This window comes from Streptomyces sp. NBC_01190 (assembly GCF_045039895.1).
In the GTDB taxonomy this organism is placed as follows: domain Bacteria; phylum Actinomycetota; class Actinomycetes; order Streptomycetales; family Streptomycetaceae; genus Actinacidiphila.
In genome coordinates this window covers 4,340,383-4,365,957 of the sequence record NZ_CP108580.1, presented here as the reverse complement: position 1 = coordinate 4,365,957, position 25,575 = coordinate 4,340,383, and the positions used below count along the sequence as shown (strand labels likewise).

Here is a 25,575-nt window from a genome sequence, read left to right as displayed (position 1 = left end):
GACCGACACGGACCTCAAGGAACTCAAGGAGCAGGAATGGACTTCTCGCCCAGCGGCGTGGACACCGGTCTCGTCGAGGAACTCGACCGCCGTTTCCGGTCCGGGATCGCGCTGCGCGCCGCCGAGGCCGACCTGGCCGGCGGCGTCCCGCCCGAGAGCTGGCAGGAGATCAGGGACAGCGGCTACCTGCGCGTCTTCCACCCCAAGGAGATCGGCGGCCTCGGTGTCGACGGCGTCACCCAGGCCCAGGCGATGGAGACCCTGGCCCGCGCGTGCTCCGGCACGTACTGGTCGGCGACGATGTCGACGCTGCTCTGCGGCAAGCTGATCAGCGGCTACGGCGACATCGTGGAGCACCGGCGGCTGCTCGACCCGATCCTCAGCGGCGAGAAGATCGGTGCCTTCGCCGTAGTCGAGCGCACCTCGGGCAGCGACGCCGGCACCTACCGCACCCATGTGTCGCGGGCACCGCACGGCGACGGCTGGGTCATCAACGGCGAGAAGGCACGGATCACCAACGCGCCCAACGCGGACATCGCGGTGGTGCTGGCCCGGTTCGACGGCGACGGGTCAGGTGAAGGCGACGGCGAAGGCGAAGGACCGCCGCCGGCCGGTGGCGCGGCCGCCGAGACGGACCCCGCCGTCTCTGAGGACTGGTGTTTCGCCTTCGTCGACCTGCGCCAGGACGGTGTCGGCCGCTACGACATGCCGCACATGGGTCTGCGGGCGATGCCGTGGGGCGGGGTGACCTTCGAGAACGTGCCGATCCGGCGGGAGGACGTCGTCCCGGTGCCGTACACCGAGTTCGCCCAGGGCATGGCCTGGGGTTGGCTGTTCATCTCGGTGGCCGCCATCGCCACCGCCGAGAACGCGCTGCGGGAGACCGTCGAACACGCCTCCCGGCAGGTCGCGTTCGGCCGCCCGCTGGCCCACATGGAAGGCGTGCACGCCCAACTCGCCGACGCCCGGGCCGAGATCGACGCCGCCCGGCTGCTCGCCTGGCGCACCTCGTGGCACCGCACCCAGGGCCGGTCGGTGCACGAACTGATCGCCATGCTCAAGGCGCACGCCACCGAACTCGCCGTCCGCGTCACCCAGGCGGCGGTGCAGATCCACGGCGCCTGGTCGCTCGGCCCCGGCCACCCGGTCGAACGCCACTACCGGGACGCGCCGATGAACGTGATCGGCGGCTTCACCTCCAACCGGCTCAGGGAACTCATCGTCGAGTCGTACGGCATGGACATCAGCACGTACCAGGACTTCGACTGGCTCGCCCCGGCCGGACTGACCGGCGCGCCCGGCGACATCCCGGCGACGTCGCTCGCCACCACGACGGCGGGGGCGGGCGCGTGAGCCGGGATCCGTACCGTGTCGTCCTGCTGCCCGGCGACGGCATCGGGGTGGAGGTCACCGCGGACGCGGTGAAAGCGCTGACCGAGGCCGGGCGGCTGACCGGCTCGCGGTTCGCCTTCGAGGAGATCCCCGCGGGCGCGGACCACTACCGCCGCCACGGCCGTGACTGGCCGGCGGGCAGCGAGGAGCGGTGCGCCGCGGCCGACGCCATCCTGCTGGGCGCCATCGGGCTGCCGGCCGGCGACGGCGCGCACGGCAGCCTGCTGCGGTCGGACGGCCGGATGGCGGGCTGGTCGGCGATCGTCGGCAACCGGCTGAAGCTCGACCTGTTCGCCAACGTCCGCCCGGTCAGGCTCTTTCCGGGCGTCGAGCACTTCATCTCCGGTACGCACAAGCAGGTGTGGGAGCCGGCCAACGTCGACATGGTCTTCGTCCGGGAGAACACCGAGGACCTGTACGCCGGTTCCGGCGGCATCCTGGCCCCCGGCGGGGTCGGGCAGGTCGCCACGGACACCCGTATCGTGACCCGGGCCTCCTCCGAACGCGTGATCCGGCTCGCCTTCGAGCACGCGATGCGGCGCGACGGCGCACCGGCCGACGGGGTGCGGCGGGTGACCTGCGTGGTCAAGGACAACATCCTGCACGGCTGCCGGCTGTTCGTGTCGGTGCTCGACGAGATCGGCGCCGAGTACCCCGAGGTGGAGCGGGAAACCGTGCTGGTGGACGCGTTCACGCAGTGGCTGCTGCGCCGGCCGGAGCACTACGACGTCGTGGTGGCCACCAACATGTTCGGCGACATCGTCACCGAGCTGGCCTCGGCCCTCCAGGGCGGTATGGGCATGTCGGTCGGCTGCAACGTCGGCACGCGGCACGGCATGTTCGAGCCGATCCACGGCTCCGCCCCCAAGCACGCCGGACACGACCGGGTGAACCCCCTCGCCGCGATCCTCAGCGCCGCGGAGGCCGCCCGCTGGCTCGGCGCCCGGCACGCCGACCCCGACGTCAGCAGGGCGGGGGACGCCATCGAGGCCGCGGTCCGTGCCGTGCTCGCGGCGGGCGGTCCGCTCACCTACGACATGGTCGGCCATGACCGGGCCGCGCCCAGGTCCGCGGTCACCGAGGCGGTGCTCGGCCGGCTCGCGGACCACGCCGGGCCCGCGGATCCGGGCGCGCCGACGGACCGGGGACGGGCCGCCGCGCTCGCCACACCGTGATCGTCGACGCCCAACTGCACCTGTGGGGAGCCGACCGCGCCGCGCGGCCCTGGCCGCCCGGCGGAGCGGCGCTCGCCCACCGCGCGGAGCCCTGGGGCGCCGGGGAACTGATCGCCGCCATGGACGCCGCCGGGGTCGACCGGGCGGTGCTGGTGCCGCCGTCCTGGGAAGGCGATCGCAACGACCTCGCGCTCGCCGCCGCCGACCGCCACCCCGACCGCTTCGCGGTGATGGGCCGGCTGCCGCTGACCGACCGGGCGGCGGCCGTGGCCTGGATACGGGAGGTCCGGGACCGCCGGGCGGCGCGGACGGCGGGCGGGCGGCCGGGCCCGCTGCTGCTCGGCCCGCGCTTCACCTTCCACCGCCCACCGCTGCGGGGTCTGCTCGCCGCCGATGAACTCGAATGGCTCTGGGCGGAGTTGGCGGCGTCCGGGCTGCCGGTGGCGCTGTATCCGCCGGGCCGGCTCCGCGCTGTCGCCGCCATCGCGCGCCGCCATCCGGGGCTGCGGCTGGCCGTCGACCATCTCGCGCTGCCCGTGGACGTGCGCGGCCCGGCCGCGTTCGCCGAGCTCGACGACCTGCTCGCGCTGGCCGTCCACCCCAACGTGGCCGTCAAGGCGACCTGCGTATCGGCCAGTTCGGCGCAGCCCTATCCGTTCGCGGACACCACGGCCGTACTCCGGCGGGTTTTCGACGCGTTCGGCCCCGACCGCGTGTTCTGGGGCTCCGACCTCACCCGCCTGCCGCACACTTACCGCTCGTGCGTGGCGCACTTCACGCGGGAGCTGCCGTTCCTGTCCGGCCCCGACCGGGCGCGGGTGATGGGCGGGGCGCTGCTCGACTGGGTGGGGTGGCCGGCCTGACGCAATCCGCGGGCGCACCCCCGCACCGGCACCCGTACGCCCGCCCGCACCCGCACCCGCACCCGCACCGGACACGACGAGAGGGACCCGCAGGACATGGCACTGACCGTACGCTTCCACGAACTCGGCGGCCCGGAGGTCCTCACCACCGAGGATCTGCCGGTGCCGTCACCAGGACCCGGCGAGGTCCTGGTCCGGGTCGCGGCCATCGGGCTCAACCGCGCCGAGGTCAACTTCCGCCGCGGGCGCTACATCGACAAGCCGCGGGCGCTGCCCTCGCTGATCGGCTACGAGGCCGCCGGCGAGGTGGCGGCCACCGGCCCCGGCGTGCCGGGTCTCGCGGCAGGCGAACCGGTCAGCGTCATCCCCGCGTTCTCGATGCGCGACTACGGGGTGTACGGCGAGTACGCGATCGTCCCGGCCACCGCGGTGGAGACCGACACCCAGGTCGGCAAGGTCCTCGTCACCGTCCCCTGAGGCCCCGGCCCCGCCCGCCAACCCGAGGCCCCCGCCCCACCCGTCAAGGCGCTCAACACCCTTGCGGCGCTGAGCCGTTGCGCTACCCTCGCGCACACAGCCTCCGCGAGAGAGCCGGACTCCCATGGCAGCAGCCGACCTTGGGCGCGGCGACGGGTCGGCGCCCCAGCCGCTCGGGCCCTCCTCGCTGGCGTGGCGCTACTTCAGCGACTGGCGGGGCATGCTGGTGAGTCTGTGGGCCGGTTCGATGCAGAACATGCACCCCGGTCTCGGCGCCGGGGTCGAGGAGCACTCGCGGTTCTTCGACGAGCGCTGGGAGCGGCTGTTCCGCTCGCTCTACCCGATCGCCGGGGTGGTGTACGACGGCCCGGGCGCGGCCCGGACCGCGCGCGAAGTGCGCGACTACCACCTCGGCGTCAAGGGCACGGACCGCCACGGCCGCCCGTACCACGCGCTCGACCCCGACACCTTCTTCTGGTCGCACGCGACCTTCGTCATGGTGCCGGTGCTGGTCTGCCAGTACTTCGGCCGGCCGCTGACGGAAAGTCAGAAGGACCAGCTCTACGCCGAGAGCCTCCAGTGGTACCGGCTGTACGGGGTGAGCGACCGGCCGGCCCCGGCCGACTGGCGCGGCTTCCGCGCGTACTTCGACCGGATGTGCGCCGAGGTGCTGGAGGACAACTGGGCGACCCGCGCGGTGCTCGACATCCGGCGGATCGGCAAACCCCCGGCGCTGCCGTGGCTGCCGGACGTCGTGTGGCGGGCGATCCGGGTGCCCGTCACCCGGTCCCTGCTCTGGGTGACCGTCGGGATGTACCCGCCGGCCGTGCGGGCCAGGCTGGGCTACCGCTGGTCGCGGCGGAGCGCGTCAGCGCTGTGGCTGCTCGGCCGCGCGGTCGCGGCCGGGTGGCACCTGGTGCCGTTCGAGCGGCGCTACCACCCCCGCGCCCGCGCCGCCTGGCAGCGGGCCCGGGGCGTCTCCGTACCACCGGTGGAGACGCCCCCACGCAACCTCCCGCCCGCCGAGCACCGGGACGATCCCCGGCACTACACACCGGACGGGTGAGCGGGCGGCACGGGCCGAGGGGCCCGTGCCCCGTGCGCTACTTGGTGAAGTAGAGGTACTTCCACGCCCCCCATGTCGTGGAGTTCACGCTGTCACCGGCGGGACCGCTGACGTAGGAGGAACGCACCCGGGCGCGGATGCCGGACTCACCAGGGGCGCCGAGGCGGACCGCGGACCTGCCGTTGGTGCCCAGGGCGAAGTACTCGGCGCCGGCGTCGTACCACTTGCCCTGGTAGTAGACCTGGAGGTCGAACTGCTGCTTACGGCCCTTGTAGTAGGTCATCGTGGTGGTGAAGACCGGGTCGGTGTTCTTGTGGAACCAGTAGTACGTGGTGGCGCCGATCCTGGCCGTCTTGTAGTGCTTGGCGACGGTGGTGGAGAGCTTCACCCGGGCGAAGGTGTTGATCCGCAGCGTCTTCGGCGCGTTGACGGCGTCGCCCGCGAAGACGGCGGAGACCGCGGTGCTCCGGGTCATGGCCAAGGTGACCGCGAGGTTGCCGCTGGAGTTGACGGTGCCCTTCTTGACCAGCCTCTTCGGTTGGTCGGCGCCGAAGGGGTCGGCCCAGATCTCGACGACGCGGTTCTTGTACGTCTTGCCGAGGTGCGCGGTGAAGGAGACGCGCGTCCCGTAGGCGTAGACACTGCCGTTGTGGTTCAGCGAGAGGGTGGTCGCCGTGCGGGACACCTGCACCGTGGCGGAGCCCGCCGCGCCGAGGTGGGTCGCGTCACCCGCGTACGACACCCGGTAGGTGACCGTGCCGCCGGTGGTCGGGCTGTCCCCGAAGGAGAAGGCGCCGCCGGACGTGGTCCTGACCGGGGCGAGCGCCTTGCCCTTGGGGTAGGTGAGGTCGGTACGGGTCACCGTGAGCGGCGTGCCGGCCGGGACCGTGGTCTTCGACGTCAACTTCCCGCTGACGGTGAGCCTCTTGACCCGGCCGGAGGTGGCGGGAGCCGTCACCTTCAGCGCGGGCAGCTCCTTGGTGGGGTCGGTCAGGGCCCGCAGGGTGTACGTGCCGAGGTCGTTCTCCGACACCGCGAACACCCGGCTGCGGTCCGGCGCCCAGGCCAGCGCGCCGTCGACGAGGGTGTCGGCGCCGCTGCTGTCACCGGTGTTGGGGAAGTCGTACTCCCGGGTCGGCGTGGTGGCACCCGGCTTGAGGATGTGCACATCCGGTTCGTACCAGGAGGAGCTGCCGCCGGCGATGGTGCCGTCCGGGGCGACCGCGACGGCGTTCGGATAGGCGTCGGTCGCGTATCGGCCGATGTGGGTGAGGTCGGTGGCGGAGTAGACACCGAGGGCGTAGCCGTAGCCCCCGGTGTCCCAGGAGGTGAGCACCTGCTGCCCGTCGGGCGTCAGGTCGATCTGGTGCACGCCGCTGTCCATGGCGCCGGTGGCCCGCAGGACCGCGCCGTCCGCCGAGACGTCGAACACGGCGAGTTCGCTGCCGCTGCCGGCCGCCAGGACGCCCGGCACCGCCGGGTCGGCGGCCAGGAGCGGCGCCGCGCCCAGGGTGTCGGCGTCCTGGTCGAGCTTGACGACGGGATCCGCGCCGGAGAGGTCGAGCGATCCGAGACCGTCGGCGTAGCCGAACCACAGCCGGCCGTCCACGATCTCCAGGGTGGTCGGTGCGTCGGCGCCCAACGCGTAGCTGCCGGAGGGCGCGTAGGTCTGGGTGTCGACCGAGACGATACGGTCGTCGCCCTTGACCGCGGCGTACACCTGGCCGGAGTCGGCGGACAGGGCGAGGCCGGACACACCGGGGAGACCCGCGAGGGTGGCCTTGACCGCGCCCGCGTAGTCGGTGACGACGATCTTGCCGCCGGCCGGATCGGAGACGTAGACCCGCTGGTGGCTGCCGTCCACGAGGAGGCCGCCGACGGACCTGACGGCCAGCACCTTGGCGGCATCGGCCGCCGCGGGGCCCGCCGTGCCCACGGCGAGGGCCGCGGAGCCGAAGAGGACCGCGAGCGCTGTCGCGGTCGAGATGGTGCGCGTACGCACAGTGATTCTTACCCCCCACGAAGAAACCCGGCGGTCGCGCCGGGCGAGCACAAGGAGGCCGCGCTTTTCCCCCCGGCACCGACGATCACGGGCGCTCGGCGCGCGGCCGACGCGGGCAGCCTATGACACACCTCCGACACCGGATAACCGGATTTCCCGCCGCCACCTGCTGTTCACCCCCGCGCTGACCTCGCTTTTCCTCTCCGCCGGCCGGCGAACCCGGCGGCGCGGGCACCTGCGCGAGGCGGGGTCGCCGGCTGGTGGCAGGCCGGCTGCGAGTCAGTCGCGGATGTCGGGGTGGGGGTCTTCGCCGGGGGTGGGGTGGCGGGCGTAGGGGTGGACGTGGCGGTCGGTGTGGGAGGGGGTGAACCAGTCCTCGATGTCCATGGGGGCGAGGTCCAGGTGGGCGAGGGCGGGATCCTCGTCGGGTTCGTCGGGGGGCGGTTCGTAGAGCCACTGGTGGCCCATGTCCTCGTAGACGTGCTCGACGAAGATCCGCAGGGCCGAGGTCAGCTCCTCGCCATGCAGTCCGTGGAGTTCGGCGGTCACCTCGGCCTGGGCGACCAGCAGGCGCATCAGCAACTCCTCGGCGACACACGTCAACTGGCCGAAGTGCGGCTGGACGAGGCGGCCGGTCATCGTCACGGCGGTGGTGATCAGCCGGCGGACGAAGCCGACGTCGTAGTGGTGGACGTACTGTTCGGGCAGTTCGTCGAGGAGCATGAACGGCGCCGCGCTCTCGCCGACGTCGGGGCCGTCCCGCTCCAGCCGGGCGAGGTCGCTGAAGAGTTCGTCCACCAGCAGGTCGATGGCGTGGACGAGGGCGCCGGCCGCGGTCTCCGCCGCTTCCCTGCCGACCGGCGACCGCCCGGCGTCGTCGCCCTCGGGCCCGGCGCAGCCGAACGCCGCCAGCGGGAACGCCTTGAGCCGCGGGGCCAGCGCGCGCAACATCCGCCGCATCCCTTCGTCGTCGGCGTCGTCGGCGTCGGCGACGTCATCGGCGGCGTCGGCGACGTCGGCGTCCGCGAGCGGTACGGGGCCGCTCGCGCCATGGCGCCCGGTCCGCTCGGCGGGATCGTCCGGCGGGGCGTCGGGCCCGTCGGCGGCGTCGAGGCTGCGCTGGGCGAGGTCGGGGTGCAACTCGACCTGGCAGCGGGTGATCGTCCAGTCCGCCAGCAACTCGGAGCGTTCCAGCACGTCCGTCATGGCCGCGTGGACCGCGTCCTCCGCGAACTCCAGCGCGGGCGCGTCCACGAAGATCTTCAGCAGGGCCCCGCCGGGATGGACCGCGATCACCCGCTCGAAGACATCGACCTTCACACCGTCCGGCCCCTCGACCGCCTCCAGCGCGTCAAGGTGCTTGTCCAGCAGGTTGATCACGCCCTCGCGTTGGAGTGGGTCCAACTCCGATGCGCCTACCGGGATTTCCGTGTCCACCGTCACCACATACGTCACCCGGTCATCGTGCCGGACGCGGAAATCGCCCGGACCGGTTCGCGGCAACTCCGCGTGCCGCGGCGGCGCGACCTGCTATGGCCGCCGGCGAGTCAACTGCTCATACCGCCGGTCCGAACGGCCGCGCCGCGGGTCGCGGATCAGCCGGCCGTACGGCGGCGGCGGTTGACGACGGCGATGAGGGCCGCTCCGGCGGCGGCGAGGGCGACGGCCAGACCGGCGAAGAGGCCCGAGTGGGAGGCGCCGGTGTGCGCCAGCCGGCCGGTGGCGGCCGGCGGCGGCGTGGACGAGGCGGCGGGGGTCGACGGTGTCGCGGAGGCCGCCGGAGCCGCCGCAGCGGCCGACGTGGCAGCGGACGATGCGGCCGGGGAGGTCGGCGCGGGGGTCGCCGACACCGGGGAGGGCGGGGTGGAGGCCGCCGAGGAGGCCGGTCGGTAGTGCAGTACGGTCTGCGCCGAGGTGATCGGGTTCCCGATCCATGTGGTCGCGGAAAGCCCGAGGTCCTGCGCGGACTTGGGGTTACCCGGGCCGGCCGCCAGGGTGAAACGCAACTGGAAGTCGCGCTCTTGACGGTAGGCGAATCCGGCCGGGATGGCGGGCAGGGACCATTCGCTGCCCGCCACGATCACCCGGGCCTTCTGCCATGGCCCGTTGCCCGTACGGACCTCCAACTGGAGTCCGGCCAGCGGTACTCCGCCGTGGCCGGATGTCCCGGCCGGCCTGGCCTCGACAAGCGTCGAGAGCGGGCTGGTGAAGCTGCCGCCCGCCCCGTTCTTCGTCTCCAGCGTGGTCTGCCCGGGGCGGCCGGGCGACACCGTGGCCGCCTGCGTGAAGTGGTCCGTGAGCTTGCCGTCGGGAAGAGCGGGCGGCAGGTCGAAGTGGACCGGGGTGGACGACCCGTTGACGTCGACGTCGAGGCCGTCGTCGTTGCCGGGGTAGTCCGCGGCGAAGCCGAAGGTCACCTTCCACCGGTAGCTGGACTTGGCCGGGACCTGGAACTGGTCGCGCGAGGCGCTGCCGCCGTGCGGGAAGAACTCCGCGAACAGCCCAGGGGCCTGGCCCCGCACCGCGCTGTCGGTGGCGGGCGCGCTGAGCGGCTCGACGCGGGCCGGCACCTGGCCGACGGCGAGCGGGCTGGGCCCGCCCGTGGGCAGCAGGGAAACATATCCGGTGTACGCCTGCGGGATGTCGGTCGTATTGGTGACGGTGACCGTGAAGCTGTCCTCGCCGTGCCCCCGGGTCAAGGGGCCGCGGACGACGTCGCCGACCGCGACCGTCAGGCCCGAAGCCTTGGGCGCGGCGGAGGCGGCGGCGGGTATCAGCAGGGCGCCGCAGACGGCGGCGGCGACAACGGACGCGGACAAGGTGACAGATCGAGAAGACATGAGGATCCCCCCCAGGGAACACACGGGCGAACGCGGTGGTGAACGCGGTTGGTGACCGCGGCGGTGAGACGCCGCCCGCCGAGCGGTCGTCGGGGCGGCACTCCATGGTCTGCGGTGAACGGTTACCGACACACAAGTGAATGGTCCCTACCGCGCAACAAACACCACGGTTCCGGCACATCCGCCAGCTCTTGAGGTGGGCGAAGCCGTGTTCGACTGGTGCGCGTCCGACGGCGAGGACGCGGTTGGCTTCCTTCTGCCCCGGGGTCAGTGTGTGGGCCGCGACCACCGCGCGCGGCCACGCGGACACCTGGCGGGCTTCATCGGTGAGCGGACACGGGTCGGCCAAGGACCAGGGGGGTATCCCCACCACGGTCGCTGGTATCAACAGCACCACCAGCCGACGTGCCAGCCGGATTCTGTGGGCAGCCAGGTTCCCGAATGATCGGACAGGTACCACAGCGCCCTCAAGCCGTCGAAGGATCAATCGTGTCGCGCACCCCCCGTATGAGCCGTTCCACGTCCCGCGTGCTGTCCTCCCTCGCCCTGCTGGCTTTGGGGGCCGGTGGCATCACTGCCTGCGGCGACAACGATTCCGCCGCCAGCCCCACGGCCTCGTCGTCCGCCTCCACGGGATCGGCCAAGGCGGCCGAAACGAAGCTGCACATGGTCGACAACGGGGGTCACCGGGTTGCCTTCTACGTCACGCGGGGCAACGGCTCCACCATCGTCCTGGACTCGGGCGGCGGTGAGTACTCCACGCAGTGGAAGGACATCGTCCCCAAGCTTCACGCGGCCACCGGTGCCACCGTCATCACGTATGACCGGGCCGGCCTCGGCAAGAGCGACGTGGTGCCTGGCGCGTGGAAGGTTCGGAGCGCCGTCAGCGACCTCAAGGCGGGACTCAAGCAACTGGGCATCGCCAAGGACGTGACCTTGGTGTCTCACTCCCAGGCCGGGGAGATCGCGAACTACCTCGCCCAGGGCAACCCGGAGATGCTCTCCGGCGCGGTCCTGGTCGATGCCAATCTCCCGCAGTTCTTCACGGACGAGGAGATTCCCCGTCTCGTGGCCGGGGCTCAGCCGGAAGTCGATGCGGCGAAGAAGGACCCCGAGAAGCCGGAGAACCGCCAGTTGATCTCCACCGCAGAGGGTTTCGCCGCGGCGCACAAGGCATTCCACCAGGTGACGTGGCCGCCTTCGGTGCCGGTAACGGTCATGGTTTCGGAGAAGACTCCGTTCGCCGGTTCTCCTGAAGACGCCCAGCGCTGGCGCGACGCCGCCGCCTCGTTCGTCCAGCAGGCACCGAACCGGACACTCGTCACTGCCAAGGGCACTTCCCACGAGCTGCCGACGGACCGTCCCGACCTCGTGCTCAAGGAGATCGAAGCCATGTTCGCCGCACAACACTGATCTCCGGGCCCGGGCGCGTCCGCCCGGGCACGCCGCGACCGTTGTTCAACGACCGTTGTTCGGGACGAAGAGGCCGTGGGATGCGCGTTTCGGCCCTCCGGCAAGTGGTCACCCCTCACGTGCTCGCCGAGACCCGGGGCAGCCTCCGGCTCGTCGAGCAGGAGGACGACGGCGAGGCCATGATCTTGGTGGACCCGGAGACGGCCCGCGCGAAGGTCGCCAGCCCCCTCACGAAGAACAGCAACGAGGCGGCCGACCTCCTACATCGGGCCACCGACACGGGCTTCGGCGGGCCGCACAGGCAGGTGCGGCGGATGCTCGTGGAGACTCCCATCGTCCACCTCGACGAGTTGACCGACGCCGACGCTGACTGGCCGCGTACCCGGCAGCGCCACGAGGCTCAGGCCTTCTGCGAATTCCCGGGCCTGGACGCGAGATCCGGGACCCCGCAGCTTTGGGGCCATTGCGTTCTCGCGGGGCTCCGTCGACCACAGGCTACTGCCCGGAGTGGATGAGCCTAATCCCCATAAATGGCATACGCGTGCGATACCTCTCCGTCGGAAGCGACGGGAAACGGCTTGGACGTACAACCTCAGGCTGCTTTCATGTATCTCACATCTTGTACGACTGCCCGTGGGGCCGTCATGTGTCCAAAAGGGGACTCAGTGAGCAGTGTCGGAAGATCCCGTCTGGCTGCCGCGACCGCGGTCGTGGTCACGCTGACGGGCGGTCTCGTCGTGAGCGCCACCTCGTCGGCGTCGGCGGCGGCGTCGTGCGCGACGACGAACACCTACACCCGACAGTTTTTCGCGAACACGGTCTTCTCTGGCGCGGCGAAGCGCACGGACTGCGACGCTGTGATCGGCGAGAACTGGGGCAAGAACTCGCCCGGCGTGTCCGGTGTCGGCAAGGACAACTTCGGCGTCCGGTGGATCGTGAACCGTGACTTCGGCTCCGGTGGCCCCTTCACGTTCGCCGCGTCCGGCCAGGACGGCATCCGCGTCTACCTCGACGGCGCACGCAAGATCGACCTGTGGAAGAACGGCACCACCACCGTCTCCAAGACGGTCAACCTGACCATCCCCAAGGGCACGCACACCCTCCGCGTCGACTACGCCAACTGGAACGGCTCCGCCGCCGTCAAGTTCGCCTACACCCCCCGTACCGGGGACGCGGTGGACCGGGTCGCCCCCCTCACTCCGACCGGGCTGTCGATCGCCCGGGACGCCGGCGCCAAGCGGAACGTCCTGCGCTGGTCGGCGAACAAGGAGATGGACGTGGCCGGTTACCGCGTCTACCGCCGCACTCCTGCCCAGACCTCGTTCGGCAGCCCCATCGGCACGGTCACCGGCACGACCTTCACCGACACCACCGCCGGCACGACCACCCACCTCTACGAGGTCCGCGCGGTCGACAGGTCCGGCAACGCCTCCGTAGGAACAGCCGATGTCTCCGTCACCGGCAACCCGACCTTCCTGCGCCAGTACTTCGCCAACGCCACCTTCACCGGCACCCCCAAGCGCACCGACACCGACACCTCGATCAGCGAGAACTGGGGCGACAACTCGCCCGGCGTGTCCGGTGTCGGCAAGGACAACTTCGGGGTGCGCTGGCAGATCACCCGTGACTTCGGCTCCGGTGGCCCCTTCACGTTCGCCGCGTCCGGCCAGGACGGCATCCGCGTCTACCTCGACGGCGCACGCAAGATCGACCTGTGGAAGAACGGCACCACCACCGTCTCCAAGACGGTCAACCTGACCATCCCCAAGGGCACGCACACCCTCCGCGTCGACTACGCCAACTGGAACGGCTCCGCCGCCGTCAAGTTCGCCTACACGCCCGGCGGCTCCGCCCCGGACAAGGTCGCCCCGCTCCCCCCCACCGGCGCGAAGGTGGTGTACAACGAGGCCACCGAATCCGCCACCCTCACCTGGGCGCCCAACAAGGAGATGGATCTCGCCAATAACCCCTACCGGGTGTACCGGCGGATCGGGGATGGCAACTGGATCTTCCTGGACCTGATCAACAAGACCACCTGGACCGACCCCGACGTGCCACACGACGGCAAGCTCCGCCAATACGCCGTTGAGGCCGCAGACCGCGTGGAAAACGAATCCGTGGGAGCCCCGGTGCTGACGGTCACCCCACGCGACACCATCGTACCGGGGGCGCCCGTCCTCACCGTGTACCGCGACCTGGACGTCGCCCACACCGTCGACATCAACTGGCTCCAGGCCCCCCAGTACACCCAGAGCGAGCTCCAGGACGGCGGCACCCTCACCATCTACCGCTCCACCGGCGACACCCTCGGCGACAACCCCGAACTCATCGCCACGGTGACGGCGGCCTCACCATCGGTCGGCGAATACGTGAACGAACTGCCGGCGTTCGACGGCACCACCTACACCTACGCCGCCGTGGTCACCGACGCGGCGGGCAACGTGTCCCCGATGTCGAAGCCGGTCACCGTGACCCCGGACAGTGTTCCGCCGCCCGCAGTCACCGGCCTGACCGCGACGCCGCGCGCGGACGGCGTCGTACTGAGCTGGGACCCCCTCCCTGCCGAGAGCGGTCTGTCCTACGTCGCCACCCGCGTCATACGGCGCCCTGACGGCAGCATCCACTACAACAGCACCGGGTGCCTGGACGCCGCGACGCCCCAAAAGGATGTGCCGAACGCGCTGCTGTGCGCAGGCCCCCTGGACGGCGAGACGGTGACCTTCTTCGTCGCGGCGATCGACCCGTGGGGCAACCACATCGCCTGGACCGACGCCCCCACCGTCACCATCACCGAACCCGACAACAGGCCCGACGACGCCCGCGGCGAGGAAACCGGCCCGCTCACCATCGTCAACCCCACCACGGCGGGCATGTATGGAAACGTGCAGTGGACGTGCGACGACGCGCCCCTCTGCGCCAGCATCACCGAGTACCACGTGGACAGTTGGAACCCGTCCACCCACACCTACGTACGAGTCAAGACCGTCGCGAGCTCCAAGGGCCCCCACTACGAGGCGAGCCTGCCAGTGGTCCACGGTGGTACGACGTACTTCCGGATCACCGGAGTCCGTGCCGACGACACCACCGCCGCCGTGACGCACGGCGCGGGATACTACGGCGCCACACTGTGAGGACGTGGCCCGTCGTCACCGCTGAACGCCACACCTCCTCGTGGTGATTGGTCTCGGTGCGACCACGCCGAGGACCGCGCTTGACAAAGTCGCGGTCCTCGGCGGCGGTCCGGCCACTCCCCGACGGCAAGCCATTCGGTGAGTTCGGGGTCTCCCCGCACGAGCTGGTACAGCTCTTCGCACACAGACCTCGTCACGGCGCCCGTTCCCGCTGGTGCGAGCAGCGAATACCGGTGGGCGACGCTCGAGTGGACGACGTGGCTCGGACTGGACAAGGCGACACATGGGCGCGACGCGGCGGACGGAACTCTGGGGAGCACACAGAAGTAGGTCCAGACCTGCCTCCGGGAGTTCCGCAGCCCCCTGGCCGAGGCAGTTCTCTCCCGCATCGGCAGGAGCGACGCCCCGCGGACCAAGCCGTCAAAGACTGGCTGCGGGACAGGGGCCGGTTGCTCCAAGGAACCCGGCCATCCATTGGCAGGACACCTTCACCACCAACGCTGCCGGCCAGTACGGCTTCTACGCACCGCCGTTCGGCGAGGGGACCTGGGTCGCGTACGGGCAGACCGACGCCGCTCACGTCTACAGCCAGTCGAAGAGCGTCTGCGACAAGTGTGTCCTCGACATCGGAAACACGCGCCGGATCATGGTCTCCCAGAGGCTCGTCGGCCGGGGCACACCACCGCCCGCGCGAACGTGGTCACCCTGGCGGGCCACCCGCTGCTCGGTCCGCAGCCCGGCGCCCCCGTCAGCGGCGGCCCACCGGTCCTGGCACCCTGCCAAGTTTTCCGCGGCGGGCCGCGCCCTGCCGATGTGGGGTGACCGCCGGAGGCCTTCGTGTGCCCGGCCGTGAGAGGGCGGTTGGCGTTTCCATCTCACGGCCGGGCGGGCCGACGGCTCAGCGCGTGACCATGACGGCGTCGAGGGTGACGGTGGATCGCCCGGATGCGCTGCCGGACAGGACCCGCAACTGCACGTGGTGGGTGTTGATCACCGTGCCGAGCCTGCGGGTGAACACCACTTGCCGGTAAGCGGCCGCGCTCCGCGACGCCTTCACGGCACGACCTGACTGCCACCCGCAGCCGCCACTCTCGTCTGAGCACCCCGCCCCGCACGCCGATGACCACTGATCACCGGCCGTCATGTCACGCCCGAAACCGCCACGCCCCGCGATCACGGTGAACGTTTACATGTTAATCTCAGCCAGTTTCACCGTATCGGACGCGGTGTCGAAGTGACAAAGAGACGGGTTCATGGCAATCAGACGGGCCAAACAGAAGGCTCAGGTCATCGAGAAGCTCTCCCAAGTCGCGCCCGCCGGCGAGACATTCGTCGCCTGCGTGCACCTGGAGACGGGCCCGAGCCCCTGGCTCAATGCGATATTCGACGAGATACCCGTGGTCGGCCTCGTCGTTGCCCTCACCCGAAAGTTCTACTTCGTCACGCTCACCAACTCCTCGGTCGTGATCAACAGCGCGAACCGGTTCACCAACCGTCCCGGCGACATCATCGCTGCCTTCCCGATCGCCGAATTCCCGGTGAGCCAGGTCAAGCGGGCGACGGTGTGGAGCCGGATGTACGTGCGGTTCCCGAACGACGCCAAGCCTCGTCGGCTCAACATCCACCGTTACTGGCGCGGCGAGTTCGACCAGTTGCTGGCCGCCCTCCCGCAAGCCGCGGCCGAGCCCGTGCAGGTCTGACAGGCGGCTCAGCCGAACCTGAGCCGGCCGGTACGGGTGCGCATCGGCTCGAAGACGTCCGGGTACGAGGTCAGTGCTCGCGCCGTCGAAGATGCGGGCGGCTGATGCGCACCGTGCCGGCGGCCGCGTACCTGGTCAAGCGGTTCGGGCGAGACGGGCAACGGCTTGGCGGCGTGCCCTCACCGGTTCCGGCCACCCAGCGGACAGCCGGGCCGCACCCTGATCCGGTCACACCGTCGACGTTCACCCGACCGCCACCGGACGGGCCTTGGCATGCCCCGCAACGGGATCAACAGACGATGTTCTGGCTGAAGGCTTGCCCCCTCAGGACCGGCCGGGGCCAGGTCTGACTCGCTGATCGCGGTTCCGACAGCGGCCTCAGCCACGCCGCGCCCGGCTCCCGCACCTGGTACCTGGACTGGCTCACCACTCACGAGACCGCCCCCACGCTCAGCCCTCGCCCGGTTCGAGGCTGAGCTGACGCGTACGGCAGCGGGCACGCGGGAGGCCGGCCACGACCTCGTCGTCGCGGTACGCGCCATGGACGCTGCAGGCGCGACCCCCGCGGTGCTGCGTCTCCCGGCGGAGCGCCCTACCACGGTGCTGCGCCTCGACGCGGCCGTACAACGGACGCACCCGTACCTCTACGGACACGTTGCCCCAGGTGACGATCAGAGGCGATCTCCGCCCGGTGAGAGCCTCACCCGGCCTGAGCTGGGCAGCCCCGCCGGGCGGCATCCGGTCCGGCATTCTCCCCTGCTATTCCACCGCCGTCGTCACCGTCATTGCCGCGTCCCGGACATCGGGGTGCGCGTGGCGGCGGAGGGCGCGCAGGTGGGTACGCCAGTCCTGCGTCCAGCCGGTGCGGTAACCCAGTGCCTGGGTGATGGCAACGGCGAGCAGGCCTTCGGCATATCGGGCGTTCGCGGTGAGTCGGTCGACCGCGCTCAGCAGTACGAGGGGGTCGCCGGGGCGGCGGGCGGTGTTGAGCCGGTGGCGGAGGGTCTCCGCCGTGCGAACGGCCAGGGCCGGCCGGGAGGCATGGAGGCCCGCCACATGGTCCAGCGCGTCGAGCACTTCGACCGGTCGCGCATCGAAGTTGAGGGCCGCGGCGGCCAAGTGAACGCCCTGAGTCCGGAACTCGTCAGTCGAGCAGAGAAGTTCGGCTGCCCGGACAGCCACCGCCCGCGATGCCTCGGCCTCTCGCGCCAGTACCGCCGCCGACAGCCGCGTGACCAGGTGCCGTATCCGCTGCCGGGCGGGGCGGTCCCGGTCGCCCGCCGCGTCCAGATTGAGGGCGGGGGCCTCGGCTTCAGCGGTGACGAGCTCCGCCAGCGCCGCCAACAGCGGCCCCGCGCCGTCGGCTGAGGCGGTCAGCGCCACCAATCCGTCCGCCGCCGCCCGCCACGAGCGGTTGTCCAGGTCGACGGTGCGCTCCAGCAGCAGCGGTACGGCCTCCGGGTACCACGGCGACCAGCGCCCGAGAAGACCCGTCGCGGTATCGGCGGTCTCCGCGTCGCTGCTCCGCGACACCTCACCCACCAGGCGCGCGTAGCGGGACCGGTCACCGGGCTGGAGCTCGTACGGCTGGATCCGCAGGACCGCGGCCTGGGTGACGGGCGGGCCATCTGCGGCCCCTTCCAGCAACGACCAGGCCGCCGGTGAACGCAAAAGCTCGGCGGCGACAGGTGCGCAGGCCGCCCGCACGTCGGGGTGCTGCCCGGGGATCGCGAAGGCTTCGGCGAGGATCGCTGCCGCGGCGCCGACGGGCAGCCGGGAGGCGGCGAGCCGGACGAATTCCTTGCGGCTGGTGACCTTGGCCGCCGGAGCAGGCGTGCCGTCGCCGGCAGGCAGCAGCGCGGCGCGCAGAACCGTCTCCAGCTGGGACGGGGCGACGAACGCGGTCACTCGGTTGGCTGCGTAGATCGCGACTCTCGCCCGGTCGTCCCCGGCGTGCGCGAGCAGCAGTGGCAGTGCTTCGGCGGGACGGTCCGTCCACGCCAGGGCCCCCAGGGCGGCCTCGGCGAGAACCGTGTCCCGGGAGTCGAGATGGCGGCAGACGACCTGGAAGCCCAGTTCGGGAATCTCGGCGGCAGCGCGGATGTGTCCGGCCCGCGCATGCTTGGGCAGCGAGACATCACCCGCTGCCCGGGCCAGCAGCCCTGCCACGGCGGCCTGTTGACGCGGCAGCCAGGCGCGGATGCCGTCGATGGGCGGGATCCAGCGGGCCCCTGGGACGAGAAAACGCCCGTAGGGTGGCCTGTCGGCGAGGAGCACGTCCAGCAGGTCCGTGCGGCCGCGCGTCAGGACCCGCAGCACGGGGTGAAGCACCGCGGCCGAAGGTTCGAGTTCCAGCACTTGGACGGTCCGCTCGTCCCTGGTCGCGGGGTCGTCGAGCCACAGGTCCACCGCACGGATCACGGTGGAGTCATTGCCGAACTGGACGGCCTGCCAGAGAAGTTCCTGCAGCTCCAACATGTGACGGGCGCGGCGCCCGAGAGCACGCGCCAGCGCGAAGGTCAGCGAGTGGTCGACTTTGTCGGCGCCCGCTTCGAGCCACGGCCGGAGCGCCTCGAAGACCTGGAACTCCTGCCCACGGCGCAGAGTGGTGTCCAGACGGCCCAGGTTGGCGCCGCCGGTGTGTCCGGACAGTTGCGTCAGGGTAGTCAAAGCCCACCCCACCAGGGGCCGTTCGCCGCTCACAGCGTGTTCGCGCAGCATCGCGAGAGCCAGCTCCGACAGGACCTGCCGAGTCCGCCAGGAGCTGTCGCGCGCTTCGATGGCGTCGGTGGCGATGCGGTCGAGCAGGGCGGTGTCCGCGCCGGCGAAGAGCCCTGGCGGGACCTCCGAGAGCGCGGTGAGCGCGGGCGACCGGACAGGTTCCTGCTCGTTGCGGAGCCGCTGCACGTCGTCGAGGAGGGTGGCGATCGCGGCGGCCTCGCCGGACCTGGCCGCGTTGCGGATCAGCAGCGGATACGCCAGCGCCCGGTCCTCTGCCGCGGGGCGGCGGGTGGCGGCAATCAGTTGCGGCCTCGCCTCGGCAACGGGCAAGTAGGAGACGGCGGCCAGCACGGTGGTCCAAGGCTCTCCGCGTTCGGCGGCCTGCGCGGCCATCCGCCGCGCCTCGGACTGCGCGCGACGGCGGGGCAGCGCGTCGAGAAGGCTGCCGCTGAGCGTGCTGTGGCGGAGATCCTGGCCGGCGGTCACCGCGTCGTAGAAGACCTCGCGCCGGGACGGCGGCAGCGCGCGGAGCACCTGTGCGAGGAACTCCGGGGCATGACTCCAGGCCCGGCCGAGGTCGATGAGCTCCGGCGGTGCCTGCCGGGCGAGACGGCTCAGGGCAGTACGGGACACCAGGCCGCGCGTGTCGGGGACGAGACATGCCCGGGCGCTGACCAGACCGATCGTCCGTCCTGGGGCCGCTTTCAGCAGGTGGCCGAGGCAGTCGCTTACGGGGCCGGGTAGGTGTGGAGGGCAGTGCCGTTCCAGTAGTTCCAGAACACGCAGCGGTCGGGCTTCGACGGTGGCCGGGAAAATGTCCGCGTTGCGCCGCCACCAATCCGCGCGCGACGGTTCGGGCAGCTCGGCGAGCTGACGTGCGGCCTCGTCCAGCACCAGGTCCGGGTAGCGACGGCCCAGGGCGTGCCAGCGTGCCACGGCCAGGAAGAGCCCGGGAAGCAGCCGCTCCACGGCTTCGGCTCCGCACCCTGGCAGCAGCCGGGCGGCTTCCTCGTCGCCCCACTGCTCACGTACGGACACGATGAGCCGCTCCGCGAGAGCGGTGCGTCCGCCGGCGACGACCACGGTGGCGACCTGGCGGCGTACGGCCTCCGGGGCGTCGTCCATCGCCCGTTCCAGGGCGGCGTCACTGACCGGCAGGTGGAGCGTAGCTTTGAGCGCGCGGCCACGGACGGTGGCGTCGAGGTCCGCGAGCCGGGCCTCCAGAAAGCCGACGTCCCCTCCGATAACCGCCGCGACGACGGCGAGCCTGCAGCCGTACGCTCCGCGCGTGTCCAGCTCGTCCAGCAGCGGCCGGATTCCACCAGGCCCGGCGCCCTTCCCGACCTGGTTCCGCGTCCACGCGGCGAGCCCGCGCATGCGGGCCGGGTACGCGAGTGGGTCGAGGGTCGCGAAGAGGTCGTCGACGGCTATGCGGGGATCGTGGGGCTCCATGGACATGCGAGCCATTCTGGTGGCGCCGAGCCTCCCGCCCGTAGCGGTTTTAGCACGTCACGCAGACCGAGAACGCCGGAGATCCCGCGCCCCGGCCCGGGTTCCGCCAGTCGCACCGGCAGACTGAGGATTTCGACGAGCTCCTCCGACGTGAAGGTCCGGCCTGGGCGTCCGCGGTTGTCAGTGCGCGCCGATACCGTGGCGGACATGGGGACGAAGATCGACTACGTACGCGGTGACGCGACGACACCGCTGGGCAAGGGCCCGAAGGTGATCGCCCACGTCTGCAACGACATGGGCGGCTGGGGCAAAGGCTTCGTCCTCGCGATCTCCAAGCGCTGGCCCGAACCGGAGGCCGCCTACCGGCACTGGCACCGGGAGCGCGCGAGCAACGACTTCGCCCTGGGCGCCGTACAGGTCATACAGGTGGACCGGCTGCTGTGGGTGGCCAACATGATCGGCCAACACGGCACGCGCACCGGTAGCAAGGGCGTACCCGTGCGCTACGAGGCCATCGACACCGCCCTCGCAACTGTCTCAGCCCGGGCCCGCGAGTTGAACGCGTCAGTCCACATGCCGCGCATCGGCTGCGGCCTGGCAGGCGGCAAGTGGGAGCGCGTCGAGCCTCTGATCCTCGCGCGTCTCGTGTCCGACCACGTACCCGTCACCGTCTACGACCACGGGTGACGGCCCGCTCAACGGTCCACCCGAAGGGTGAGCTGCCCCCGAGGATCGAGCCACCTCAGCCCCCGTCTCTTGCGGGCACGGCCGAAGCGGAGGCCTGGCGCAAAAACCTCGGGTAAGCCCACGCCGAGCGCGAGGAGGGGGCACGGAGAACATCCGGCAACTGCGCGCAGACCGCGTGATGCCCGTCAAGCCCTGGCTTCCGAGCTCCGACGTCCCCCGCCGCGTCGCCGAAGTCGACCAAGCTCCGAACCGATCATGAACGCCGAAAATGCCGGAGCCTCGTTCTGACTCGTCCGGCACGATGGGCCCATGTCCAGGACGCACGAGCCGAAATCCTCCTCCCTCTCCCCATTCGAAGCCCGCGTGGCCTTCGAAGCCGAGCTGACCCGAACGGCAGCCGCCGCCCGCGGGACGGACCGTGAATTCGTCAATGCGGTGCGCGCCATGGACGCCACAGGACAGTCCGCGAGGGCCCTGCGTTCCCTGTCCGCACACCCGCGCATGGTGCTGCGCCTTGACGAGGCCGTACGGCGCGTATCCCAGCCCGCCTACGGGCACGTGGGCTCTACCGGCCGAGCCGAGGTCGACCAGCCCGCCCTGACCGCGGAAACCAGCCCACTCGGCGTCGCCCTGGCGTCCTGCCATCCGGACGGCCGGGTACGCGAGAGGGCCGTGCGCAGGCTGGAGGCGCTGCTGGGTGAACGCGGGCGCCCGGTGGAGCTGTTGCCGTTCCTCGTCCTGCGAACCGCCGACTGGGCCGGGCCGGTGCGCAACCGTGCCCGCGCCGCACTGGCAGTGCTCTTGCACGACGATCCGAAGTCTCTGGTCCCTGCCGCCGTACCGGTCACGCTCCTGATCAGCCGACGGGAGCGGGGAACCTTCGCCCAGCACCAGCTCCTGAGCGCGCTGTTGTCCTCGCCCGGGACCGCTGCCTTCGAACCTCTCCTCGCCTCACCGGCCCCGCGCATTCGACGGTTCACCCTGGAGGCCGCGCTCGCGAGCCGTCGGCTCCCGCTCAGGACGCTGGTGACGATCACGAAGCGGGACGGTGACCGCCGTTGCCGGGGGCTGGCGGCGGAAGCCGCCGTACGCGAAGCCGTATGGACCGAACAGACCGACCTGCTTCGGCAACTCGCGGCAAGTACCCATCCGGAAGTACGCGTCCTGGCGCTCGTCGGACTCCTGAGAGGGAGACTGGCACCCGAGGTCACGGCCTACCTCGGCGACACGTCTGCGCTCGTCCGCGCCGTCGCCCGGGACGCCGCCCGCCGCGCGGGTACGGACGCCGTCGGCTGGTACCGCGCCGCAGTCCGAACGCCCACTCCGGGCGCGATCGCCGGCCTGGCCGAAACCAGCCGCAAGGAGGACGCCGGCCTGCTGACTCCCCTGCTCGGCCACCACCACTCGCCGATCCGCGTTGCTGCCGTTCGTGGCCTGCGCATCCTCGACGCTGTCCCGGTCGAGCAGACCGTCGTGCTGCTGCGCGATCCGTCCACGAAGGTGATCCGAGAGGCCACCGCCGCCCTGCGTACCCGCCTCGACCAACTACCGCCAGGGCTCGCGGAGTCCCTGCTGGCCGACCGCGACCGCCCAGCCGTCCGGCGTGCGGGATACCGCCTGCTCAACGAACCCGACCCACTTCGGCGGCTCCGCACAGCCCTCAGCATCGCTGCGGACCCGGACCCCCGGCTCGCCCGCTGGGCAGCCGACGCGGCCGCCGCACTCATCCGCGGCTTCCACTCCTCGCCCTGGCGCGCCAGGACCAGCAAAACCGTCCCTGCCTTCCAACCGACCGCCGACGAGCGGAGCGAGCTACTCGCCCTCACGGAGGCCGCCTCCGCGCTCCTCCCCTACCGGACTCGTCAACTCCTCCAGGAGCGCCTCGACCCCACCGCCCCCTCGACCGAACTCCTCAGAGTCCGCTACGGCCCGCACCCCAACACAAAGAACCCGCTCATGGACCTGGAGGCCACGTTCACCGCAGAAGACCCCCGCGCAACCGTCGCCCTGATACGCGAGGTCCTGCTCGCCGTCCTTCCGTACGCGGCCGACCCCGACGCCGAATGGCCCGCCGACGAGAAGTGGACAGAGATCCTGCCGACGTGGTTCGTTCAGCGCTGCGCCCCGGAGGCGCCCGAACGCCAGGGCGCCGCCGCCGACTGGCTCACCCGTTGGCGCGGCCTCACAAGGCAGCAGCGCGAGACCGAGACGCAGACGGACGCGGTCGCCGACTGGCGACTGCTGGACTGGATCAACCTCTTCGACCCCGACGGCATGGCCGACAGCCGTAGCTGGCGCTGGTGGCACGGCGGAGTCAGCGGCCGCAACACAGGCTGGGTTCGGTTCGGCACCGACGGGCACCCCTACGGGGGTGGCGGCGCCCTGCGCTGGCTCATCGAAGCGGCCGGCGGATACGACATCGCACTGCCGTGAGGCGGAGCGGCGTTGCCGCGTCGCGCTCGATTATCCGGTGCGCGTCCACGCGGAGAGCCGCCCGGCCGGCGAAAACGGCTTACGAGATGGAGGGGGAGGGCATCGCGTCTCGAGGGGGAGTGGCAGTCGGCCAGTCGCCGCCCGGCGCGAGGCTCACATTGGCCGATTTTCCCTACGGTGACGGCCGCTTGCGTGGGACCAGTGGGTCGGCAGAGGCATTGCCCTACTCGGCCCGGTGTTTCTCACTCTGCCCGTTCGCGATGTCACTGGACGAGGTAAGACCCTGGACGAATGATCCGAAGTTCGGGGCGAGAGCCAACTCCGTTTTGTCGTCGGCGTCGAACCAGGTGACCGACGGCTCCCGGTGCCGACCACAGCCCATCACCCGAATCAGCACCGTCCCAGAAGGAAGGTCCCATTCTTCGACCAGATACGGGCTGTCGAGCATGGACGGCATTCGCTCACGGTTACCGATGCCCATCACGGCATCAAAGGGGACGTGGTCGGCGCTCCACGAGGTCGGCATGCTCGTGGGGAAGACACTGCGGCTGTCGCTGACCTGGCCCCCATTCCGAATGCGCAGCAGGTCGAGTAGGGAGCCAGGAAGTGTGACCGTCAGCAGCCCCTCGGCCTCCACAATCGCCTGATCGGTCAGGGGCGGCTGTACTCCGTAGTCACTGTCTGTGTCCCACAAAGAGCGCCGGAGATCCTCAAAACCTGCCATGGCCAGCATCATAGGTAGCACGCCTGACGCTTCACCGTCCGGTCCGGACCTCACGAGCATCATCAGCGGGTGGCTGCACGCGGGCTTGCCGGACCCGGTCGTTGACTGCTGGGAGCTGGGGAGGCCGACCGGTGGGCTGGGGCTCTGTGTCAGCCCCGACATCTACGATCCGGACCATGAGCATGATCGGTGAGTACGCCCGCCTGACGCCGAGCGAGCTTGAGCGCGCGGTCGCGGATCCAGGCTGGGCCCAGGAATTCATCGAGGAGCTGATCGATGCCGGGATGGACGAGCCTGGCGCCTCCCAGCCCCGCTGCCTCGACGTCGACAAGGCGTGGGACGCCCTGGCCCTGATGCTGCGGCGGATCGACTTCCCCGTCGACATCGTGCATGGCGAGGACGAGATCCCCGGAGCCGACGACTGGGGATACGGGCCGCCTCGCTACCTCACCCCCGAGCAGGTCCGCGCCGCTGCCGCAGCGCTGGCCGGCACACCGACCGACGTGCTCGCTCGGAACGTCACCGCGGCGGACCTTGCCCGAGCCGGCCTGTACCCGGGCATCGCGGTGGACGAGGCCGAGCAGCGGGTGAAGGACGTCGTCCACCACTATCGAGCGCTCGTGCCGTTCTTCGAAGGTGCAGCTCGTGACGGCGACGCGATGATGATCTGGCTGGACTGACCCGCAGGGGACCCGCCCCTGGGCACACATGGCCTCCCTGGCGGCGGGCAGCCATCAGGGCTGGTGGGCGTCGGCTGATGCTGGCATCGCGGTCACACCGGCGGTATGGTCGGTGGTATGGCAACGAAGAAGTACACCGTGACCTTGCCAGAGGAGCTCGCCGAGGAGATCCGCTCCGAGGTCGGCCCCGGCGGTTTCAGCCGCTACGTCACGCAGGCCGTCGAGCGCCAGCGCGAGCGGGAGCGGCTGCACGAGGCCGTCGACTGGTGGGAGACCGAGTACGGTCCTGTCACGGCGGAGGAGCTGGCGGAGGCGGAGACGGAGCGCAGAGACATCGAGCGAGCCCACGCCGAACGCGAGGAGCGAGTTCGGAATACGGCCAATCCGCCCGGAGCGGCCGCGTGAGCGACGGGCAGGTCTACCTGCTCGACAGCGAAGGCCTCTCGCAGTGGGTACGCGGCGACCGCCGCATGGGTGCCCGCCTCAAGGACGCCGACCGCTCTGACATCCCCGTGGTCACGACGTCGATGACCCTTATCGAGGCCTACCACGGCAAGCTCCATCGGCCGGCCTGGCGCTGGGCACTGTCGCGGCTGCGGGTGGAACCGGTGACCGAGCAGATCGCCAACGGCGCCATCGACCTCCTCCAGGAGGCCGGATTGCACGGCCACAAGTACGCGATCGACGCCGCCCTGGCCGCTGTAGCCCTGCGGCAGCCCGGCCGGGTCACGATCTTCACCTCGGACGAGGACGACATGCGCAAACTCTGCGGGGACCGCGTGGTGGTCGTGAAGCTTTGACGCCCGGCGCTCCGGCACC

20 protein-coding genes and 1 pseudogene are annotated in these 25,575 nt (G+C 71.0%); 15 read left to right on the top strand and 6 right to left on the bottom strand.

The window, feature by feature from the left end; all coding sequences use genetic code 11:
* Nucleotides 1-36: 36 nt before the first annotated feature.
* The 5 genes from OG519_RS18225 (at nucleotide 37) to OG519_RS18205 (ending at nucleotide 4,973) form a co-directional block, all read left to right on the top strand.
* Nucleotides 37-1,353 carry an acyl-CoA dehydrogenase family protein gene (locus OG519_RS18225; RefSeq protein WP_405584820.1) on the top strand — a complete coding sequence of 439 codons (1,317 nt, stop codon included), beginning with the start codon at nucleotides 37-39 and terminating at the stop codon, nucleotides 1,351-1,353.
* Nucleotides 1,350-2,567 (top strand): isocitrate/isopropylmalate dehydrogenase family protein, encoded by a 1,218-nt coding sequence (locus tag OG519_RS18220; RefSeq protein WP_405584817.1) that lies wholly within the window; start codon nucleotides 1,350-1,352, stop codon nucleotides 2,565-2,567. The genes OG519_RS18225 and OG519_RS18220 overlap by 4 nt, the downstream gene beginning before the upstream one ends.
* Complete coding sequence (locus OG519_RS18215) at nucleotides 2,564-3,430, top strand: amidohydrolase family protein (RefSeq protein WP_405584814.1); 867 nt, start codon at nucleotides 2,564-2,566, stop codon at nucleotides 3,428-3,430. The genes OG519_RS18220 and OG519_RS18215 overlap by 4 nt, the downstream gene beginning before the upstream one ends.
* A 96-nt stretch (nucleotides 3,431-3,526) precedes the next feature.
* Complete coding sequence (locus OG519_RS18210; protein WP_405584811.1) at nucleotides 3,527-3,907, top strand: alcohol dehydrogenase catalytic domain-containing protein; 381 nt, start codon at nucleotides 3,527-3,529, stop codon at nucleotides 3,905-3,907.
* A 124-nt stretch (nucleotides 3,908-4,031) separates the two neighbouring features.
* Nucleotides 4,032-4,973, top strand: coding sequence for an oxygenase MpaB family protein (locus OG519_RS18205; RefSeq protein ID WP_405584809.1), 942 nt, complete (start codon nucleotides 4,032-4,034; stop codon nucleotides 4,971-4,973).
* Nucleotides 4,974-5,010: 37 nt separating this feature from the next.
* Here OG519_RS18205 and OG519_RS18200 read toward each other — a convergent pair whose 3' ends face one another.
* The 3 genes from OG519_RS18200 to OG519_RS18190 all read right to left on the bottom strand — a co-directional run bounded on the left by OG519_RS18200 (nucleotide 5,011) and on the right by OG519_RS18190 (nucleotide 9,815).
* Entirely contained in the window at nucleotides 5,011-6,975 is a 1,965-nt protein-coding gene (locus OG519_RS18200; RefSeq protein ID WP_405584806.1) for an Ig-like domain repeat protein, read from the bottom strand.
* Between the two features lie 279 nt (nucleotides 6,976-7,254).
* Nucleotides 7,255-8,430, bottom strand: a complete 1,176-nt coding sequence (locus tag OG519_RS18195; protein ID WP_405584803.1) for a hypothetical protein — start codon at nucleotides 8,428-8,430, stop codon at nucleotides 7,255-7,257.
* A 140-nt stretch (nucleotides 8,431-8,570) separates the two neighbouring features.
* Complete coding sequence (locus OG519_RS18190) at nucleotides 8,571-9,815, bottom strand: hypothetical protein (protein WP_405584801.1); 1,245 nt, start codon at nucleotides 9,813-9,815, stop codon at nucleotides 8,571-8,573.
* 489 nt (nucleotides 9,816-10,304) lie between these two features.
* Between OG519_RS18190 and OG519_RS18185 the strand changes: the two genes are divergently transcribed.
* The 4 genes and pseudogenes from OG519_RS18185 to OG519_RS18170 all read left to right on the top strand — a co-directional run.
* Nucleotides 10,305-11,228, top strand: a complete 924-nt coding sequence (locus OG519_RS18185) for an alpha/beta fold hydrolase (RefSeq protein WP_405584798.1) — start codon at nucleotides 10,305-10,307, stop codon at nucleotides 11,226-11,228.
* A gap of 80 nt (nucleotides 11,229-11,308) precedes the next feature.
* Nucleotides 11,309-11,743: a DUF2398 family protein gene (locus OG519_RS18180; protein WP_405584795.1), complete on the top strand. Its 435-nt coding sequence runs from the start codon at nucleotides 11,309-11,311 to the stop codon at nucleotides 11,741-11,743.
* Nucleotides 11,744-11,893: 150 nt separating this feature from the next.
* Nucleotides 11,894-14,359 (top strand): PA14 domain-containing protein, encoded by a 2,466-nt coding sequence (locus OG519_RS18175; protein ID WP_405584792.1) that lies wholly within the window; start codon nucleotides 11,894-11,896, stop codon nucleotides 14,357-14,359.
* 607 nt (nucleotides 14,360-14,966) lie between these two features.
* A pseudogene (locus OG519_RS18170) lies at nucleotides 14,967-15,181 on the top strand (restriction endonuclease); the annotation flags it as partial.
* A gap of 76 nt (nucleotides 15,182-15,257) precedes the next feature.
* On the opposite strand, the gene OG519_RS18165 reads toward OG519_RS18170, so the two are convergent.
* Nucleotides 15,258-15,416 (bottom strand): hypothetical protein, encoded by a 159-nt coding sequence (locus OG519_RS18165; RefSeq protein WP_405584791.1) that lies wholly within the window; start codon nucleotides 15,414-15,416, stop codon nucleotides 15,258-15,260.
* A 196-nt stretch (nucleotides 15,417-15,612) separates the two neighbouring features.
* Here OG519_RS18165 and OG519_RS18160 point away from each other — a divergent pair, with 196 nt between their 5' ends.
* Entirely contained in the window at nucleotides 15,613-16,059 is a 447-nt protein-coding gene (locus tag OG519_RS18160; protein ID WP_405584789.1) for a hypothetical protein, read from the top strand.
* A gap of 759 nt (nucleotides 16,060-16,818) precedes the next feature.
* On the opposite strand, the gene OG519_RS18155 is transcribed toward OG519_RS18160, so the two are convergent.
* Nucleotides 16,819-20,238, bottom strand: coding sequence for a hypothetical protein (locus tag OG519_RS18155; RefSeq protein ID WP_405584786.1), 3,420 nt, complete (start codon nucleotides 20,236-20,238; stop codon nucleotides 16,819-16,821).
* 201 nt (nucleotides 20,239-20,439) lie between these two features.
* Between OG519_RS18155 and OG519_RS18150 the strand changes: the two genes are divergently transcribed.
* A complete protein-coding gene (locus OG519_RS18150; protein WP_405584783.1) occupies nucleotides 20,440-20,919 on the top strand; it encodes a macro domain-containing protein in 480 nt (159 codons plus the stop codon).
* A gap of 309 nt (nucleotides 20,920-21,228) precedes the next feature.
* Nucleotides 21,229-23,352 (top strand): hypothetical protein, encoded by a 2,124-nt coding sequence (locus OG519_RS18145; RefSeq protein ID WP_405584780.1) that lies wholly within the window; start codon nucleotides 21,229-21,231, stop codon nucleotides 23,350-23,352.
* Between the two features lie 223 nt (nucleotides 23,353-23,575).
* Here OG519_RS18145 and OG519_RS18140 read toward each other — a convergent pair whose 3' ends face one another.
* On the bottom strand, nucleotides 23,576-24,076 hold the full coding sequence (locus tag OG519_RS18140) for an SMI1/KNR4 family protein (RefSeq protein WP_405584778.1): 501 nt from the start codon (nucleotides 24,074-24,076) through the stop codon (nucleotides 23,576-23,578).
* A 176-nt stretch (nucleotides 24,077-24,252) separates the two neighbouring features.
* Here OG519_RS18140 and OG519_RS18135 point away from each other — a divergent pair, with 176 nt between their 5' ends.
* The 3 genes from OG519_RS18135 (at nucleotide 24,253) to OG519_RS18125 (ending at nucleotide 25,556) form a co-directional block, all read left to right on the top strand.
* Entirely contained in the window at nucleotides 24,253-24,756 is a 504-nt protein-coding gene (locus OG519_RS18135; RefSeq protein WP_405584775.1) for a YfbM family protein, read from the top strand.
* A 117-nt stretch (nucleotides 24,757-24,873) separates the two neighbouring features.
* The gene (locus OG519_RS18130) at nucleotides 24,874-25,161 is read left to right on the top strand and encodes a hypothetical protein (RefSeq protein WP_405584772.1); all 288 of its coding nucleotides are present in this window, start codon (nucleotides 24,874-24,876) and stop codon (nucleotides 25,159-25,161) included.
* Entirely contained in the window at nucleotides 25,158-25,556 is a 399-nt protein-coding gene (locus OG519_RS18125) for a PIN domain-containing protein (protein ID WP_405584770.1), read from the top strand. Before OG519_RS18130 ends, OG519_RS18125 begins: the two co-directional genes overlap by 4 nt.
* Nucleotides 25,557-25,575: the final 19 nt, after the last annotated feature.

Coding starts and splice junctions, on each gene's coding strand:
- OG519_RS18225 (WP_405584820.1), top strand. CDS start 37: ATGGACTTCTCGCCCAGCGGCGTGGACACCGGTCTCGTCGAGGAACTC.
- OG519_RS18210 (WP_405584811.1), top strand. CDS start 3,527: ATGGCACTGACCGTACGCTTCCACGAACTCGGCGGCCCGGAGGTCCTC.
- OG519_RS18205 (WP_405584809.1), top strand. CDS start 4,032: ATGGCAGCAGCCGACCTTGGGCGCGGCGACGGGTCGGCGCCCCAGCCG.
- OG519_RS18190 (WP_405584801.1), bottom strand. CDS start 9,815: ATGTCTTCTCGATCTGTCACCTTGTCCGCGTCCGTTGTCGCCGCCGCC.
- OG519_RS18180 (WP_405584795.1), top strand. CDS start 11,309: ATGCGCGTTTCGGCCCTCCGGCAAGTGGTCACCCCTCACGTGCTCGCC.
- OG519_RS18160 (WP_405584789.1), top strand. CDS start 15,613: ATGGCAATCAGACGGGCCAAACAGAAGGCTCAGGTCATCGAGAAGCTC.
- OG519_RS18155 (WP_405584786.1), bottom strand. CDS start 20,238: ATGTCCATGGAGCCCCACGATCCCCGCATAGCCGTCGACGACCTCTTC.
- OG519_RS18150 (WP_405584783.1), top strand. CDS start 20,440: ATGGGGACGAAGATCGACTACGTACGCGGTGACGCGACGACACCGCTG.
- OG519_RS18145 (WP_405584780.1), top strand. CDS start 21,229: ATGTCCAGGACGCACGAGCCGAAATCCTCCTCCCTCTCCCCATTCGAA.
- OG519_RS18140 (WP_405584778.1), bottom strand. CDS start 24,076: ATGGCAGGTTTTGAGGATCTCCGGCGCTCTTTGTGGGACACAGACAGT.
- OG519_RS18135 (WP_405584775.1), top strand. CDS start 24,253: ATGAGCATGATCGGTGAGTACGCCCGCCTGACGCCGAGCGAGCTTGAG.
- OG519_RS18130 (WP_405584772.1), top strand. CDS start 24,874: ATGGCAACGAAGAAGTACACCGTGACCTTGCCAGAGGAGCTCGCCGAG.